Annotated in this window: 16 protein-coding genes and 1 pseudogene; 7 read left to right on the top strand and 10 right to left on the bottom strand. The window is 57.4% G+C overall.

Features of this window, described 5'->3' with window-relative positions; all coding sequences use genetic code 11:
- The 3 genes from NTD84_RS01230 to NTD84_RS01220 all read left to right on the top strand — a co-directional run.
- The coding region (locus NTD84_RS01230) for an RHS repeat domain-containing protein (protein ID WP_262162920.1) at nt 1-909 on the top strand (909 nt) is incomplete at its 5' end.
- Nucleotides 909-1325: a hypothetical protein gene (locus tag NTD84_RS01225; RefSeq protein WP_262162919.1), complete on the top strand. Its 417-nt coding sequence runs from the start codon at nt 909-911 to the stop codon at nt 1323-1325. The genes NTD84_RS01230 and NTD84_RS01225, both read left to right, overlap by 1 nt.
- 282 nt (nt 1326-1607) lie before the next feature.
- Nucleotides 1608-1874 (top strand): RNase A-like domain-containing protein, encoded by a 267-nt coding sequence (locus NTD84_RS01220; RefSeq protein ID WP_262162917.1) that lies wholly within the window; start codon nt 1608-1610, stop codon nt 1872-1874.
- Here the strand turns inward: NTD84_RS01220 and NTD84_RS01215 are convergent.
- On the bottom strand, nt 1781-2293 hold the full coding sequence (locus NTD84_RS01215) for a hypothetical protein (RefSeq protein ID WP_262162924.1): 513 nt from the start codon (nt 2291-2293) through the stop codon (nt 1781-1783). The two genes, NTD84_RS01220 and NTD84_RS01215, sit on opposite strands and share 94 nt — an antisense overlap.
- On the opposite strand from NTD84_RS01215, the pseudogene NTD84_RS01210 reads away from it, so the two are divergent.
- Nucleotides 2240-2827 (top strand): annotated as a pseudogene (locus tag NTD84_RS01210) (RHS repeat-associated core domain-containing protein); the annotation flags it as partial. The gene NTD84_RS01215 and the pseudogene NTD84_RS01210 sit on opposite strands and share 54 nt — an antisense overlap.
- Nucleotides 2824-3141: a hypothetical protein gene (locus NTD84_RS01205; RefSeq protein ID WP_262162915.1), complete on the top strand. Its 318-nt coding sequence runs from the start codon at nt 2824-2826 to the stop codon at nt 3139-3141. The pseudogene NTD84_RS01210 and the gene NTD84_RS01205, both read left to right, overlap by 4 nt.
- 81 nt (nt 3142-3222) lie before the next feature.
- Here NTD84_RS01205 and NTD84_RS01200 read toward each other — a convergent pair whose 3' ends face one another.
- A complete protein-coding gene (locus tag NTD84_RS01200; RefSeq protein WP_262162914.1) occupies nt 3223-5007 on the bottom strand; it encodes a bifunctional diguanylate cyclase/phosphodiesterase in 1785 nt (594 codons plus the stop codon).
- Between the two features lie 147 nt (nt 5008-5154).
- The gene (locus NTD84_RS01195; protein WP_262162912.1) at nt 5155-7236 is read right to left on the bottom strand and encodes a carboxy terminal-processing peptidase; all 2082 of its coding nucleotides are present in this window, start codon (nt 7234-7236) and stop codon (nt 5155-5157) included.
- 138 nt (nt 7237-7374) lie between these two features.
- On the opposite strand from NTD84_RS01195, the gene NTD84_RS01190 reads away from it, so the two are divergent.
- Complete coding sequence (locus NTD84_RS01190) at nt 7375-8337, top strand: zinc-binding dehydrogenase (protein WP_262162911.1); 963 nt, start codon at nt 7375-7377, stop codon at nt 8335-8337.
- 113 nt (nt 8338-8450) lie between these two features.
- Here the strand turns inward: NTD84_RS01190 and NTD84_RS01185 are convergent, their stop codons facing one another.
- The 6 genes from NTD84_RS01185 to NTD84_RS01160 form a co-directional block, all read right to left on the bottom strand.
- Nucleotides 8451-9104, bottom strand: a complete 654-nt coding sequence (locus tag NTD84_RS01185; RefSeq protein ID WP_262162910.1) for an HAD family hydrolase — start codon at nt 9102-9104, stop codon at nt 8451-8453.
- Nucleotides 9105-9138: 34 nt separating this feature from the next.
- Nucleotides 9139-10128, bottom strand: a complete 990-nt coding sequence (locus tag NTD84_RS01180; RefSeq protein ID WP_262162908.1) for an ABC transporter ATP-binding protein — start codon at nt 10126-10128, stop codon at nt 9139-9141.
- Nucleotides 10125-10925, bottom strand: coding sequence for an ABC transporter permease (locus tag NTD84_RS01175; RefSeq protein WP_262162905.1), 801 nt, complete (start codon nt 10923-10925; stop codon nt 10125-10127). Before NTD84_RS01175 ends, NTD84_RS01180 begins: the two co-directional genes overlap by 4 nt.
- On the bottom strand, nt 10912-11748 hold the full coding sequence (locus tag NTD84_RS01170; RefSeq protein ID WP_262162903.1) for an ABC transporter permease: 837 nt from the start codon (nt 11746-11748) through the stop codon (nt 10912-10914). The genes NTD84_RS01175 and NTD84_RS01170 overlap by 14 nt, the downstream gene beginning before the upstream one ends.
- Nucleotides 11749-11753: 5 nt before the next feature.
- Entirely contained in the window at nt 11754-12560 is an 807-nt protein-coding gene (locus tag NTD84_RS01165) for an alkaline phosphatase family protein (protein ID WP_262162901.1), read from the bottom strand.
- Nucleotides 12561-12727: 167 nt separating this feature from the next.
- Nucleotides 12728-13792: an ABC transporter substrate-binding protein gene (locus tag NTD84_RS01160; protein WP_262162899.1), complete on the bottom strand. Its 1065-nt coding sequence runs from the start codon at nt 13790-13792 to the stop codon at nt 12728-12730.
- Nucleotides 13793-14142: 350 nt separating this feature from the next.
- On the opposite strand from NTD84_RS01160, the gene NTD84_RS01155 reads away from it, so the two are divergent.
- Nucleotides 14143-14856, top strand: coding sequence for a UTRA domain-containing protein (locus NTD84_RS01155; RefSeq protein ID WP_262162898.1), 714 nt, complete (start codon nt 14143-14145; stop codon nt 14854-14856).
- A 22-nt stretch (nt 14857-14878) separates the two neighbouring features.
- Here NTD84_RS01155 and NTD84_RS01150 read toward each other — a convergent pair whose 3' ends face one another.
- Nucleotides 14879-15646 carry a DODA-type extradiol aromatic ring-opening family dioxygenase gene (locus NTD84_RS01150; RefSeq protein WP_262162897.1) on the bottom strand — a complete coding sequence of 256 codons (768 nt, stop codon included), beginning with the start codon at nt 15644-15646 and terminating at the stop codon, nt 14879-14881.
- Between the last annotated feature and the right edge of the window lie 34 nt (nt 15647-15680).

Below are 15680 nucleotides of genomic sequence, written 5' to 3'. Positions count from 1 at the left end.
CGCAAGGCCTGCCCGTTCTACTACCAACTCGACCACCTCGGCACCCCGCAGGAACTGACGGATTTTGGCGGCGAGATCGTCTGGTCGGCGCAGTACAACGCCTACGGAAAAGTCACGCAGTTAGGGTCCGGCGCAGGCGAGCAACTCGAACAACCGCTGCGGTTTCAGGGGCAATACTTCGATGCCGAGAGCGGCCTGCACTACAACCGGCATCGGTACTATGATCCCGATGTAGGCCGCTACTTGACGCCGGATCCGGTGAAGCTGGCGGGTGGGCTGAATCAGTACCGGTACGCGCTGAACCCGACGGGGTGGGTTGATCCGGTGGGGTTGAGCGGGAATTGCCCGGGAGCGGGGCGGCCTGGGTGTGGGGCGCCGGATGATCCGACTGGCGCTAAGGTTGATCAGGGGGAGCCGTCGCTGCCGAAAATGTCGGCTGAGCAGCGGCGGGCGAGGATTGATGAGTTGGCGGAGGCGAATGCCAAAGGAAGGGTCGAGTCGATGGAGCAAAAATATGACATGCACACTGTTAAAAAGCACAGCTCAGACATTCCTGACGTTGCGCTTAAACGGCGTGCCATTAATGGAGCGGACCCTCACACCGGAGCAGTACCGAAAGGAGCAAAAGGAAATCCAAGCTCTCAGTTCAGCAATTGGAGAATGCATTTCAATGCCTTGAATAAGGCAATGACCAGGGAGAGATTAGGCCTGAGCCCGCATACGGGAAAAGACCACAACCAATATCCGATTGTACGGATGGAGCTTCCTGGAGCGGGTCGTGGTTATAAGCCAAATAAGAAGGACGTAAATAATCCTAAACTCAACGAGGATATGAATTGGTTTGAAGTTAAATTTGATAAAAATGATGTGAGCCGGCCCTATACAGGGTTTCCAACGGAGAAAAAATAATGTTGCGTGATCCATTTTTAGATGAGCAATTTGACCCGAATCTAATGTGGTTTATTGGGGTTTTTGATGTTTATGATCGCGAAGAAACGCTAGGTGCTGAGCTTGAGGTCTATGATCCTAATAATAAAGAAAACAGAGCTGAACTGATCAGAAAGCACAGTTTGAAATTAAACTACTTATCCTACAGGCATAAGTTTGTTTTATTGGAAGCGCTGAAAAACAAGCTGAATGATGAGAATTATAATTTTCAGCAGCTGTTTGATATCGATGAGGGTGAATATGCGAGCTGGCCACGCGGAGAGTGGTACGAGTTGGAAAACCCTCGGGAATTTCTTCAGGATGTCTACTCACTAGCGCAAGAGGAGTGGAAAGACGACCTTCAAAAGGCCAGCCTCGAAGATCAATCAACGTGGTAAGGCTTGCGATCTTTGGCTCAGGTAAATTTATGACCGCTTCGCGCTCAATCGCGGGCAAGCCACGCTCCTACAGGATTGCAGTCGTTCTTGTTTTTTGCGGCGAGCCTTGAATCTGGAGCGAAACTTGCCCGCGAAGGCGGTCCTACAGACGCTACAAATTCGGGGCAAGGTCATCGGAAGTTTCCTTCAAGTTGTAGCGGTTTGCATGAACTTGTGCGAAGTGAGCTCCATGGCACCGGGCGAAGTACAACGCCTACGGAAAAGTCACCCAGCTAGTGTCCAGTGGAGGCTTCAACGTTTCCTGATCGAGCCACTGCTGAGTCCGCTGCTTCGAAAGCATTAGATGCAAAAAAATCAAAAACTGAAAAATTTCTTAGGAGAAAAAAAGGGACGACGGTAGTTACCCATGCATTTCCCTATCCTGTAGGTACCAGTCTGCCCAATGGACACAACACTCAAGTGCCAGCGTCGAAAGTGTTGCCGGTATTGATAAAGGATGCCAAACGTCCTGAGGGATTTTTTTTGTTAACAGGATTTCCAGAAATATGAAAAAAGAGCTTCCAGAGCTGCACGATTTTTTTGGCGCCTACTTTCATCAAGATTGGTCGAACACGACACGGCTGAGCAAGTGATTGATGCTTTTTTCGCTGATTCCGACCTTGAGGATCGGATGGCGGTTCTGAACGAGCTTGGTCTTTTACTTGCACAGCGTAAGGACGAAATGGAGTTACGGGGATATTTGTTGAAAGAGCTAAGTTGTTACTACTGCTACTGGAATGAATGGAAATCAGGCGAGATTTGGTTGCGTCATATTGCCCACAAGCTGGAAGGCGGTATCTGACGGCTTTTTCTTTGTTGCCAATGGATAACGAAATTTCTGGGCAAGGCCGTCGGAAGTTTCCTTCAAGTTGTAGCGGATTCAGGGGCAGTACTTTGATGTTGAGAGCGGCCTGCACTACAACCGGCATCGGTACTATGATCCCGATGTAGGCCGCTACTTGACGCCGGATCCGGTGAAGCTGGCGGGTGGGCTGAATCAGTACCGGTACGCGCTGAGCCCGACGGGGTGGGTTGATCCGTTGGGGTTGAGCGGGAATTGCCCGGGAGCGGGGCGGCCTGGGTGTGGGGCGCCGGATGATACGACTGGCGCTAAGGTTGATCAGGGTGAGCCGCCGCTACCTCCCCTGAGTGAAGTTCATTGGACGCCTCATGGCTACAAACACATGCCCCCGAAAAATATGTCTTGGAAACAAACAATAGACTCAACAAGGTCTGGCCCCGCGAAATACAAGCACGATATTGATGTAGAGCAGCTGGAAAGGGATGTTTATAAAACCGGGCAATCGATTACCAATGGCAAACTTTGGAAAGTCAAAGAATATGACACGGAGATTGGCGCTAGTGAGGGAAAGCTAAGTCGTTGGGTGCGTTTGGAGTTAAGTGCGCGGACGATACACGGTCACCCGATTTCACAGAATGAGTTCAGGAAGCTTCAAAAATGATCGACTTAACGTTTATTACAGGACGCATTTCTCATGATGATCTCTCAACGCTGAGAAACGAGGATTTGGATGGTCAGGTGTGCAGCCTCAAGGAAGATATGCTGCAAGTTGAGTATCCAGCCTTTTTGCTGCTGGATGTCGGATGGTATCCCTCGTTTGATCCTGATGGTTTTTTTCAAGTAAGAGTTCTAAAAAATTACGATTGGAGTGAACCGCTTTATTTATCAAGAGCTGATTCAGTTCCGTTGCTCATAAAAGAGTTGGTCGCTGCGCAGGACGAAATCGGGCGGGTCACTGCAGAAATCAAATGTTAAAGGCGGAGGCGCGAGTCATGAACGCGAAGGCGTTCTTATAGGTAGCGAAATTTCCGGGCGAGGTCGTTGGAAGTTTTCCTGCTACCCCACCAGCAACCCATCCCCTCGACCCACCACCGCCAGACTGTCAATCACATGCACGCTATATCCCGGCACGTTCTTCGCGTGATGCTTGGCCTGGGAAGCCATTTCTGCCAACTGGCTGGCATCCAGCTGCGCGCAGGCCTGCGGATGCAAATGCACCACGCCGATCGACAGGGATAACAGCGGGAATTCCTGCCGTATTCCCTGGCGGTTTGAGGCGATAAAGCACCCGGCCTCAAGGTGTTCGCTGCGGTAAAAGCGCCGGCACTGGCTCTGGAAATCATCGAGTAATTGGTCCAAGCGCTTGCGCCAGTCGTCCGGCCCGAGCACCAGCAGGAAATCGTCCCCGCCGATATGGCCGACAAAGTCGCGGGACGGGTCGATGCGATCGTTCAGGCATTGCGCCAGGCACAGCAGGACTTCATCCCCGCGGCCGTAGCCGTAGATGTCGTTGAAGGGTTTGAAACTGTCGATGTCCACGTAGCAGATCACCGATTCCCGTTGCTGTTGCAGCAAGCGGGTCAGGCATTGCTGGATCGGCACGTTACCGGGCAGCAAGGTCAGCGGGTTGGCGTAGCGGGCTTGCTGGATCTTCAGTTCGGTAATCAGCTTCAGCACATCAATGACCCGGCCCAGGCCCAGGTAACCGCCGTTCAGGGTAATGATGAAGTCTTCCTCGATGCGTTGCCGGGCGCGGCTGGTGATGAGGCGGCTGACCTGCTGTAGCGATTGGCTCATCTCGACCGCAAGGAAGTCGTCATTCATCAGGCGGCTGATGGGTTTGCGGGCGAACAGGTCAGTGGCAAACGGCTTGAGCAACGCGTCCGAGAGCGAATGCCGATGAACGATGCCGCAGGGCTGGCCGTAGTGGTCGAGCACCGCCAGCGAGTTGAGGTTGGCCTGGCGACGGAAGGCTTCCAGGACGGTTGCCGTCGGCGTATCCCGAGCGACCGCGGGCTGATCATTGAGCAGAGCGCTGAGGTCGCAGCCTTCGTCGTTCAGCGCCACGGCGGAACTGTCCTGCTTGGGCATCAGGCTTCGCGCATCCCTCGGCGGATGTTCTTGCGGCCGGCACAGCAAATAACCCTGGACCAGATCGACGCCCATGTCGGTCAGCACCGCGAGTTCTTCCGGCAGCTCGATGCCTTCGGCAATTACCTGGGCCCGGGAGGCTTTGGCGATTTGCATGATCGATCCGACAAACTCGCGTTTCAGTGCGTCCTGATGGATGCCGTCGATGAAGTGCCGGTCGATTTTCACATAGTCAGGCCGCAGCTCCGACCAGAGGCGCAGGCTCGAATAACCGGCACCCAGATCATCCAGGGCAATGGAAAACCCCATCGCCCGATAGTGATGCAGGGCGTTCTGCAGCAGTTGGAAATCGTCAGTCGGCGTCTGTTCGGTGAGCTCGATGACGACCTGGCTGGGAGGAATGCCGAAATCCTGCAGCAATTGCAGGGTCCGACCCGGTTGGTGGGCCGCTTCGAGCAAAGATTCCGGTGACACGTTGAGAAAAAGTTTGCCCGGCAATTGCTGTTCGTTGAAACGCCGGCAGGCGCTTTCGCGGCAGGCAATTTCCAGCTCGTTGAGGCGGCCAGCCTGACGGGCCACGGCGAACAGGGCGATAGGCGAGTGCAGGGGGCTGTTGGAGGGGCCGCGACTGAGGGCTTCATAGCCGATGATTCGTCGTTCAGAAAGCGAAATGATGGGCTGGAACAGGCTGTGCAAACCGCTTTGAGTCAGTATTGAACTCAACGCACTCAGCTGTTCGGTAGTGGTCATGGCGATCTCTGGCGATAAAAAAAGGACCGGGAGCACTCTCGGCTAAAGAGGTGATCCCAATCCTTTATTTCACGACAGAATGATGACTGTTTGATGACGCTCCGGAGAGCGCCAGCATTAAATCGCTATCACCTTGCGTGCCACAACCTAGTGCTTGGCCACCGCAGTGTTGAGCTTCAGGTAGTCCAACAGAATCCGACCCGTCTCGCTCAAGTAAGCATCGTCTTCCGGTTTGGTCTTGTCTGGCTCGGCCGCGAGGGCGTCTTCGTCTTCTTTCTTCAGCTCTTTGAGCGGCTCTTCGCCTTTGGCCTTGCGACGGATGTTTTCCATCGCCAGTTGCTTGGCTTCGATATCGGCGTGCTGCGCACGACGATCCGCTTCATTGAGGCTGACGGTTTTTTCCGCCATCAGCTTTTGCGCCAGGGCCAGTTTGTCGCGGATGAACACGAACTCCGCATCCTTGGCCGTGCGCACGTCATGCTCGGATTTGAGCTGGGCGATGTACGGTTTGAACGGATCGACCGCAGGCTTGATCGCCGCCTTGATGGTGTCCCACGGCATGGCTTCCGGCAGGGCACTTTCGCCGATTTCCTTGGTGTCGATGATCGACGGGTAATCGATGTCCGGCAGTACGCCCTGATGCTGGGTGCTCTGGCCGGAAACCCGGTAGAACTTGGCCAGGGTCAGTTTCAGTTCGCCATGGTTCAGCGGCTGGATGGTCTGCACGGTGCCTTTGCCGAAGGTCTGGCCGCCGATGATCAGCGCACGATGATAGTCCTGCATGGCGCCGGCGAAAATTTCCGACGCCGAGGCGGACAAGCGGTTGACCAGCAACGCCATCGGGCCCTTGTAGAACGCACCCGGGTTTTCATCTTCCAGCACATCGACACGGCCATCGGCGTTACGCACCAGCACGGTCGGACCTTTGTCGATGAACAGACTGGTCAGTTCGGTGGCTTCCTGCAGGGAGCCGCCGCCGTTGTTGCGCAAGTCGATGACCACGCCGTCGACCTTGTCTTTCTGCAATTCGGTCAGCAATTTCTTGACGTCGCGAGTGGTGCTCTTGTAGTCCGGATCGCCAGCGCGGAACGCCTTGAAGTCCAGGTAGAAGGCCGGGATCTCGATGATGCCGAGCTTGTAGTCCTTGCCATCCTGTTTCAGGTTGAGGACCGACTTTTTCACTGCCTGATCTTCAAGCTTCACCGCTTCGCGGGTGATCGGAACGATCTTGCTGGTCTGGTCATTCGGCGCATTGCTGGCCGGGATGACTTCCAGGCGCACCACGGTGCCTTTCGGACCACGGATCAGTTTGACCACTTCGTCCAGACGCCAGCCGACCACGTCGACCATCTCTTTGTTGTCCTGGGCCACGCCAATGATCTTGTCGGCGGGCGCGACCAGCTTGGTCTTGTCGGCCGGGCCGGCAGGCACCAGACGCACGACTTTCACTTGATCGTTGTCGCTCTGCAACACGGCGCCGATGCCCTCGAGGGAAAGGCTCATGTTGATATCGAAGTTCTCCGCATTATCCGGCGACAGATAATTGGTGTGCGGGTCGTAGGACATGGCGAAGGTGTTGATGTACGCCTGGAAGATGTCTTCCGGACGGGTCTGGTCCAGGCGCGCGAGCTGATTCTTGTAACGCTTGGTCAGCGTTTCCTGAATCTGCTTGGGCTCCTTGCCAGCAATCTTCATCCGCAGCACTTCGTCCTTGACGCGTTTGCGCCACAGGTCGTCAAGTTCTGCGGTGGATTTGAGCCAAGGGGCGTCCTTGCGGTCGATCAGCAAGGTTTCCTTGGTGGTGAAGTCCATCTTGTCGACGCCTTTGTCCAGCTCCGCAAGGGCAAAGTCCAGACGCGCCTTGACGCGATCCAGATAGCGCTTGTAGATGGTGAACCCGGCGTTCAGGTCGCCGCTTTTGAGGAAGTCGTCAAACTGGGTTTTCCACTTGTCGAATTCGGCAATGTCGCTGGCCATGAAGTAGCTGCGCGACGGATCCAGCAGCTTGAGGTAGCTGTCGTAGATGATCACGGAGCGCGCGTCATCGAGCGGCGGCTTGCTGTAGTGGTGGCGTTTGAGCAACTCGACGACATTCAGACTGGCGATCACTTCGTCACGATCAGGCTGAAGCTTGTCCCAACTATTGGCTGCGAACGTATTGCTCGACATCGGCATCAGGCCGATACCAATAAATAGGGCGAGGGCGGTGCTGGGGAACAGATGCTTCATGCTGATTCGACGCGGGGACAATTGATAACGCATATTAGGCCGTCTTTGAAGTCGCCGGTTCCACAAGGGCCGGTCGCATAATGCAAAAAGCCCGGCGCTACAGCTACGGGCTCAGTCCAGACTCACTATGGAGGCACTGTGAAAGCAATGCAAGGCGTGGAAGGTCAAGTGGAGTGGCTTGAAGAGCCCAGTCCTACATGTGACGTAGGGCAAGTTCGCATTCGCGTGTCGGCAGCGGGCCTCAATCGCGCCGATTTGTTACAGAAAGCAGGTCTTTATCCGCCACCACCGGGGGCCAGTCAGGTGCTCGGTCTAGAGTGTTCGGGGGTGATCAGCGAGGTCGGTCCGGGCACGTCCTGGCAGGTCGGGGACCGGGTCTGTGCCTTGCTGGCCGGGGGCGGCATGGCCGAAGAGGTGGTTGTCGACGGACGGCATGTGCTGCCGGTGCCCGAAGGATTGTCCCTGATCGAGGCGGCAGCGCTACCGGAAGTCTATGCGACTGTTTGGCTGAATTTGTATCAATTGGCTGCGCTCAAACCGGGTGAGAAAGTTCTTCTGCATGCCGGAGCAAGTGGAATCGGTTCAGCTGCCATTCAGCTGTGCAAGGCGTTCGGTAACCCGTGCTGGGTCAGCGTCGGTTCTGCCGAGCGTCTGGCTTACTGCGAAGCCCTGGGCGCCCAGGGTGGCGTGGTTCGAAGTGGCGACCTGGACAGCTTGAGCGACCTGGGGCCGTTCGATGTGATTCTTGACCCGGTCGGCGGCAACTACGCCGAACTGAACTTGAAGCTGCTGGCTCGCGATGGCCGTTGGGTGCTGATCGGCTTGATGGGTGGCCGTGAGGCCAGGCTGGATCTGGCCCAGGTGCTGGCCAAGCGCGTGCAAGTGCTGGGCTCGACCTTGCGCAGTCGCAACGATCAGTTCAAGGCAGATTTGTTCAGTGATCTGAGCCAGCATGTCTGGCCGCTGTTTGCCGAAGGACGACTGAGCCCGCAAGTGGCCAGGACATTTGCGATCAAGGACGCCGAAGCGGCGTTTGCCGAGTTGGCGAGCAACAAGGTGGCGGGGAAGGTGGTGTTGGTGATTGATCCTGGCTTGATCTGAAAACACTGAGCGAGTGGGAGCGGGCTTGCTCGCGAAAGCGGTGTGTCAGTCAACCACGTGTTGAATGAAAGTCCGCTTTCGCGAGCAAGCCCGCTCCCACAGGGTGAATGTGTTTATTTCCAGATATGGATCGGCCAGCCGGCTTTTTCAGCCTGCTCGCGCAACACCGGATCCGGATTCACCACGTGTGGGAAATCGACCTTCAACAACAGCGGCAAATCGTTGAGCGAGTCCGAGTAGAAACTGGCGCCTTCGAGGTTTTCTTCTTCCGCGTCCAGCCACTCCAGCAGGCGCGTGATCTTGCCTTCGCGGTAGGTCAATGTGCCGACCGTGTTGCCGCTGTAAACCCCATGTACCACTTCCAGTTCGATGCCGAGAATCTCGTCGATGCCCAGTCGGTCGGCGATCGGCCTGACCAGGTGCGTACCCGACGCGGAGATCACCAGGATCCGGTCGCCTGCCTTGCGATGGGCGGCGATGGCTTTGGTGGCGTCGCTGAAGATGATTGGCTCGATGAAATCTTCCACCCACGGCCCGACCAAATGCTCGACCTCTTCGGGCGTGCGTCCGATCATCGGTTCGAGGCTGAAGGTCATGTAGTCCTCCATGCGCAGCTTGCCGTGGCTGTAGGCGTCCATCAGTTCGTTGTTCTGCCGCATGAACGACTCGGGATCGACCCAGCCCAGGCGGCCCATCTGCTCGCTCCAGAGGGTGGCGCAGTCGCCGTGGATCAGGGTTTCGTCCAGATCAAAAATTGCCAGGGCCATCAGTGCAGTTCTCTCTTCAACATCAGCAAAGGCATCAGGCTACCTCACACAGGGCCGTCGGATCGATGGAAAGCGCCAGACGCTGACCATCGGGATGCAAATCGGCCGCCGAGCGGTTAAGCACATCGACCACCAGTTCCACGCCACGGGCCTCGACCCGGTATCGAATTACGTTGCCCAGCAGGCTGTGGCTGCGCACCTGTGCATCCAACTCGCCATCAAGGCTCAGCTCGATGGCCTCGGGGCGAATGGCGATGCGATGGGTGACCGGGCGTTGCAACAGTTTCGTCGCGCTGTCGGCATCCAGCAGGTTGTAGTTGCCGATGAAGCCGGCAGCGAACACATCCACCGGCGCTGTGTACAGGGTTTCGGCGTCGCCGCTTTGTACGATCTTTCCCTGATTCATCAGGAAAATCCGGTCAGACATGGTCAGGGCTTCTTCCTGATCGTGTGTGACGAAGATCGTGGTCAGGCCGAGCTCGCGCTGGATCTGACGGATCTGTTCGCGCAAGTGTTTGCGAATCCGTGCATCGAGGGCCGATAACGGCTCATCCAGCAACAACAGCCGAGGCCGGGTGACCAGAGAGCGGGCGAGGGCGACACGCTGGCACTGGCCGCCGGACATCTGATGCGGATAACGGCCGGCGAAGTCATTGAGCTCCACCAGTCTCAGTACTTCGGCGACGCGCTTCTGGCTGTCGTCGCTGTTGACCTTTTGCATGCGCAAGCCAAACGCGACGTTCTGTTCGACGGTCATGTTGGGGAACAATGCGTAGCTCTGGAACACCATGCCAATTCCGCGTTTTTGCGGACTTAACGGCACGATATCGACACCATCCAGCAAAATCTTCCCGCCATCGACCGAAGTCAGCCCGGCGATGCAACGCAGCAACGTGGACTTGCCGCAACCGGACGGCCCCAGGAGGGTGACAAACTCACCTTTCTGAATTTCGCAGTTGATGTCGCTGAACACCGTGGTGCCCGCGTAATTTTTCTGCAGGTGTTGGACGCTGACATAGCTCATTCGCTTTTGTCCTTGTTCAAGATATTGGCCGCCCAGGTCAGAACCAGCACAAAGAAGAAGTAGGAAATCACCAGCGCACTGGTGAAATGGCCGCTGCTGTTACGCATGTTGTTGAGGTAGACCTGCAGGGTTTCGTAGCGGGTGCCGACGAGGATGTTGGCGAACACGAACTCGCCGAACAGGAACGAGAACGACAGCAACAGCGCCACCATCAAGCCTTTGCGCAGGTTCGGCAGCACCACCAGGATCGCCGCTTGCCAGGTGCTGGCGCCGAGCAGTTGGGCCGCGTCCATCAAGTCCCGCAAGTTGATCGCTTGCAGGTTGTTGGTGATCGCCCGGTACATGAACGGCAGCGCCACGGTGAAATAGCAGCCGATCAGAATCCACGGCGTGCCGACCATCGCGAACGGCCCTGAACCGTACAGTTGCAACAGCCCCACCGAAGACACCACCGGCGGGACCGCGAAGGGCAGCAGGATCAGGATGTTCATCAGTGCATCGAGTTTCGGGAAGTGGTAATGGACCACGAACAGCAGCGGCAGAATCAGCACCACCGAGAGCATCAGCGAGCCGACGCAGACCAGCAGCGATTGACCGAATGCATGGAGAAAGCGCGGATCGCTCCACAGCGCCACGTACCATTTGATCGTGAAGCCGCTGGGCAGAATGGTTGCCGACCAACTGCTGGCGATCGAATAGATCAGCGTGCCGAGCAGGGGCAGCAACAGGATGGCGAACAGCAGATAAACCACGACACGGTGATAGACACCGACCGGGCCCAGATCAGCGCGAGACATGGTAGCTCCTCTTCAACAGCAACTGATGCACGACGGTCACCAAAGTCATCAACGCCACCAGCACCACGGCCAGCGCACTGGCCAGGTTCGGGTCCAGGGAAATGTCGCCGGACACCATCGCCGCAATACGGATCGGTAGCACGTTGAAGTTACCGGTGGTCAGGGCGTACACCGTGGCGTAGGCGCCGAGGGCGTTGGCCAGCAGGATCACGAATGTGCCGAGCAGCGCCGGGGTCAGCACCGGCAGGCCGATGTGTCGCCAGAACTGCCAGCCGCTGGCGCCGAGCAGCTCGGCGGACTCGCGCCAGTCTTCACGCAGGGCGTCGAAGGCGGGGTAGAGCAGCAGCACGCCGAGGGGAATCTGAAAGTAGGTGTAAAGGATGATCAGCCCGGTTTTCGAGTACAGGTTGAAATCCTGAATGATCCCGGCCTGCTTCAACATGATGGTGAAGCTGCCGTTGAAACCCAGCAGGATGATGAACGCGAAGGCCAGGGGTACGCCGGCGAAGTTGCTGGTCATGTTGGCGAAGGCGTTGACGAAGTTGCGTAGTTTCGAGTCGACCCGGCGCAGGGAGTAAGCGCCGAGCACGGCGATGATGATGCCGAACACGCTCGACCAGAAGCTGATCTCGAGGCTGTACTGGATCGCCTGCAGATAGAACTTCGAGCTGAAGATTTTGGTGAAGTTGGCCAGGCCCCAGCCGTCCTCTTCCGATTGCAGACTGTTGATCATCACCCACACCAGCGGGGCAATTTCGAACACGATAAAAAACAGGGTGAAGGGCACCAGGCACAGCGCCGCCAGCCATTTTCCGCGGGTCATGGCATTCACTTGAGCAGCTCCCGGCACACGGGTTTGTCGTGGGCCACGCCCAGCAATTCGCAGACAGTGCCGCAGATTTCCGTCTGTTTCGGTGCGGCGTTTGCGTTGAAACTGAAGGCGTCGCCGAAGACGAACAGCGGCACTTCGCGTTCTTCCGGCAGCAGGCCATTGTGCGAGCGGTCGTTGTTCATGCCATGGTCGGCGGTCACCAGGACCTGATAGCCGGCGTCGAGCCAGCCTTGCAGGTAGTCGGCCAGGTAAATGTCTGCGAAACGCGCACTGTTGCGGTATTGCGGGGTGTCCAGGCCGTGCTTGTGCCCGGCGTCGTCGATGTTCATCGGGTGGATCAGCAGAAAGTTCGGCGCATGGCGCAAGCGCAGGCTTTCGGCGTCAGCCAACAGGTGCGAGTCGGGGTAGTGATCGCTCCAGTAGAAATGGCCGTGCTGGATCGGCAGTTCGGGGTTGTCGGTGTGACGATCCCGGGACGCCACGAAGGGCGAGCGGTTGTACAGCTCACTGACCCAGTGATAAGCCGCCGCGGCCGTTTTCAGCCCGGCGTCGGTGGCGTAGTGATAGATGCTGCGCTGATTGGACAGGCGCGAGACGTCGTTATGGACGATGCCGCTGTCGATTGGCGTGACACCGGTGAGGATGCATTCGTAAAGCGGTCGGGACAGGGCCGGCAACTCGCACTCCAGTTTGTAGAGCGCTGCGCGTCCTGCGCCGACGTACGCTTGCAAGTGCCCCATGGCGTGGCGCGCGACTTCGTAATTGAGGCCGTCGAGCACGACAAGGATGACGTTGTGCTTCATAGGGCAAACACTCCGCGAAGATAGAAAGCCGGAATTCAACAAAGCTCCACTGTGGGAGCGAGCCTGCTCGCGATAAGGGACCTTCAGTCAACAAATGTGTTGAATTTCAGTTCGCTATCGCGAGCAGGCTCGCTCCCAAAGGGATTTGCATCAGCCCTGGGGGCGTGTCACTTCATCTCGACGATGACTTCTTCGTTCCACTTCTGTGGCAGGGCCTTGGAAGTCTTCTCCCAAGCGTCTGCGTCCTTGATTGGCGTCACGCCCTTGTACTGCTCGTTTGGCAGCAGTTTGGCCTTGACGTCATCTGGCAGCGTCACGTGCTCGGCGCGGATCGGACGGGCGTTGCCGCGCGCCAGATTGATCTGGCCGGCGTCGCTGAAGATGTATTCGCGGGTCAGCTTGGCGGCGTTAGGGTTCTTGGCGTATTTGTTGATGATGGTGGTGTAGCCGGAAATCACCGAACCGTCCGATGGAATCAGCACGGTGTAGTCATCGGGATTGGCCATTTTTGCCCTGTAGCTCAGGCCGTTGAAATCCCAGACCACGCCGACTTCGATTTCACCCTTTTCCATCGTGGCGATGGTCGGGTTGGCCATGGACAGGCGACCTTGTTTGGCGATGTCTGCAAACAGTAACAGTGCAGGCTGCAGGTTTTTCTCGTCACCGCCGTTTGCGTAAGCCGCAGCGAGTACGCCGTTTGCGGCTTGGGCCGCCGTGCTCACGTCGCCGATCGAGACCTTGTATTTACCGGTTTTGAGGTCAGCCCATTTGGTCGGCGCTTCCGAACCGTGCAGCAGCTTTTTGTTGATGATGAACGCGATGGTGCCGGTGTAGGCCAGCGCCCAGTTGCCGTCCTTGTCCTTCGCCCAGGCAGGTACCTGATCCCAGGTGCTTGGTTTGTACGGTTGCACCACGCCTTGTTTGACCGCAATCGGGCCGAAGGCCGCGCCGACGTCGCCGATGTCGGCGCTGGCGTTGTCTTTTTCAGCGGCGAACTTGGCGATTTCCTGTGCCGAGCTCATGTCAGTGTCGATGTGTTTCAGGCCGTAGGTCTTGGCCAGGTCTTCCCAGGTGCCTTTCCAGTTGGCCCAGTCATCGGGCATGCCGACGCTATTGACCGCGCCTTCCGCTTTCGCAGCGGCTTCCAGGGTTTTCAAATCATCAGCGGCCATGGCGGCGGTACACAAGGCAATGGTCGAGCCTAACAGTGATGCCAGGAAAAGCTTTTTCATTCCGAAGCTCCTTTGGGCGTTTTCAACGCTGCGATTGCGGTGGTGTTGGTCTAGGTCAGCAATACCTGAGCCAATTTAAGTGGCCTGGATGACATTTTGATGTCGCCCTCCGGTCGCTCGCTATTTTTTATAGCGAAACGCTCAGGGTTCGAGATAAGCGTAGACCATGGCTAAAGACCTGAAACGAAAGGACTTGGCCGTCAAATTGCAGCGTTTTCAAGCAACCGTTCAGCGGCTTTGTCATCTGCCAGTCATAAGCAGTGCCTAGGCTTGCAGAAAGTTGATGGCGCCGATTTGAATGTCGGTTCCGCCCCGAAACAGTGCTGGTCTAGTCCAGATAGGTAACGTTGATGCGCGTCGAGACAACCAAGGCGGTGACAGCCATCGGACAGGTGCTTCAGGAGCAGCTCGATCATGGGCTGTTGGCGCCCGGCAGCAAGTTACCGGCCGAGCGCAAGCTCAGTGAGTTGTTTGGTACCACGCGTATCACGGTGCGTGAAGCGTTGTTGCAGTTGGAGGCACAGGGGCAGATTTATCGCGAGGAGCGCCGGGGATGGTTCGTGTCGCCACCGCGGCTGGCCTACAACCTGATGCAGCGCAGTCATTTTCACGCGATGGTTGCCGCGCAGGGGCGTGCAGCGTCTACCGAGGTGATTTCGGCACGGTTGCAGCCGGCGTCGGCAGCAGTGTGTGCCTGGTTGCAGTTGCCTGCTTTGTCGAGCGTGATTCAGATCTGCCGGGCGCGACGGATTGATGAGCGGCTGGTGTTGTACGTCGAGCATTACCTCAACCCGCAGTACTTCCCGGGAATTCTGGAGTTCGATCTGAATCAGTCGATTACCGAGCTGTACGCGCGGCACTACGACTTGCATTACGGCCGGGTGCGCTTTGAAATCGTGCCGACGGCGCTTTCGGTCGATGCCGCGGCGGCGTTACGGGTATCGGTCGGGAGCCCGGGATTGCGCATCGCCCGGGTTAATTACGATCAACACGAGCGGTTGATCGACTGTGACCTGGAATTTTGGCGGCACGATGCAATTCACGTCGGTGTCGACGTGGTCTGAACGTCCCGCCGCAGGTCTCTGATTAGCCGAAGCGGTAAATGTCCATGCCTAGGGCGCCCATGGTGAACCCTTTATGGCTTACGCTGAAGCGCCCGCCGGCCCCCCGCGCAAAGTACAACGGCAACAAGTGTTCATCGCTCGGATGGTTGCGCACCGCGTTCGGTGCTTGCTGACGGTAGTCGTGCAAAGCGGTTTCATCGTCGGCCTCAAGCTTTTCGATCATCCAATCGCGAAATTCCCTGGCCCACGGCTCGACGCTTTCCGGGCCGGCGTGCCAGTCCAGTTCGCGCAGGTTATGGGTGATGCTGCCGGAACCGATCAGCAGCACGCCTTGTTCGCGCAGAGTGCTCAAGGCATGACCGACGCGAGTCTGCAGGGCGGGGCCACCACGTGTCGGCAGCGAGACTTGCACCACCGGGATATCGGCTTGCGGGTACATCAACGACAACGGCACCCAGACCCCGTGGTCGAACGGGCGTTTGCTGTCGATACGTGCGGGCAGGTCACTGCTCATCAGCAGTTCGACGACCGTGTTGGCCAGCTGTGGATCGCCGGCGGCCGGGTATTGCACCTCGAACAGCGCCTTGGGAAAGCCACCGAAGTCATGCCAGGTTTCCGGCCGGGGATTGCCGCTGACCAGCAATTCATTGCTTTCCCAGTGCGCGGAAACGATCACGATGGCCTTGGGTTTCGGCAATTCGGCAGCGATGCGCGCCAGGGCCGGCCCGCTGGCACCGGGTTCCAGCGCCAGCATGGGGGAGCCATGGGATATATACAGGCTGGGGAACATGAAGGAGCTCCTGAGAGTAAGATGGCTCCATCTT

It is taken from the genome of Pseudomonas sp. 14P_8.1_Bac3 (assembly GCF_025466085.1).
Classification (GTDB): domain Bacteria; phylum Pseudomonadota; class Gammaproteobacteria; order Pseudomonadales; family Pseudomonadaceae; genus Aquipseudomonas.
Note: the sequence above shows the minus strand (reverse complement) of the source record. Positions and strands in the feature narration are given on the sequence as shown.

Excerpts from the sequence above, each read along its gene's own strand:
- NTD84_RS01225 (WP_262162919.1), top strand. The coding sequence starts at position 909 with ATGTTGCGTGATCCATTTTTAGATGAGCAATTTGACCCGAATCTAATG.
- NTD84_RS01215 (WP_262162924.1), bottom strand. The coding sequence starts at position 2,293 with ATGCCGGTTGTAGTGCAGGCCGCTCTCAACATCAAAGTACTGCCCCTG.
- NTD84_RS01205 (WP_262162915.1), top strand. The coding sequence starts at position 2,824 with ATGATCGACTTAACGTTTATTACAGGACGCATTTCTCATGATGATCTC.
- NTD84_RS01200 (WP_262162914.1), bottom strand. The coding sequence starts at position 5,007 with ATGACCACTACCGAACAGCTGAGTGCGTTGAGTTCAATACTGACTCAA.
- NTD84_RS01195 (WP_262162912.1), bottom strand. The coding sequence starts at position 7,236 with ATGAAGCATCTGTTCCCCAGCACCGCCCTCGCCCTATTTATTGGTATC.
- NTD84_RS01185 (WP_262162910.1), bottom strand. The coding sequence starts at position 9,104 with ATGGCCCTGGCAATTTTTGATCTGGACGAAACCCTGATCCACGGCGAC.
- NTD84_RS01180 (WP_262162908.1), bottom strand. The coding sequence starts at position 10,128 with ATGAGCTATGTCAGCGTCCAACACCTGCAGAAAAATTACGCGGGCACC.
- NTD84_RS01175 (WP_262162905.1), bottom strand. The coding sequence starts at position 10,925 with ATGTCTCGCGCTGATCTGGGCCCGGTCGGTGTCTATCACCGTGTCGTG.
- NTD84_RS01170 (WP_262162903.1), bottom strand. The coding sequence starts at position 11,748 with ATGACCCGCGGAAAATGGCTGGCGGCGCTGTGCCTGGTGCCCTTCACC.
- NTD84_RS01165 (WP_262162901.1), bottom strand. The coding sequence starts at position 12,560 with ATGAAGCACAACGTCATCCTTGTCGTGCTCGACGGCCTCAATTACGAA.
- NTD84_RS01160 (WP_262162899.1), bottom strand. The coding sequence starts at position 13,792 with ATGAAAAAGCTTTTCCTGGCATCACTGTTAGGCTCGACCATTGCCTTG.
- NTD84_RS01155 (WP_262162898.1), top strand. The coding sequence starts at position 14,143 with ATGCGCGTCGAGACAACCAAGGCGGTGACAGCCATCGGACAGGTGCTT.
- NTD84_RS01150 (WP_262162897.1), bottom strand. The coding sequence starts at position 15,646 with ATGTTCCCCAGCCTGTATATATCCCATGGCTCCCCCATGCTGGCGCTG.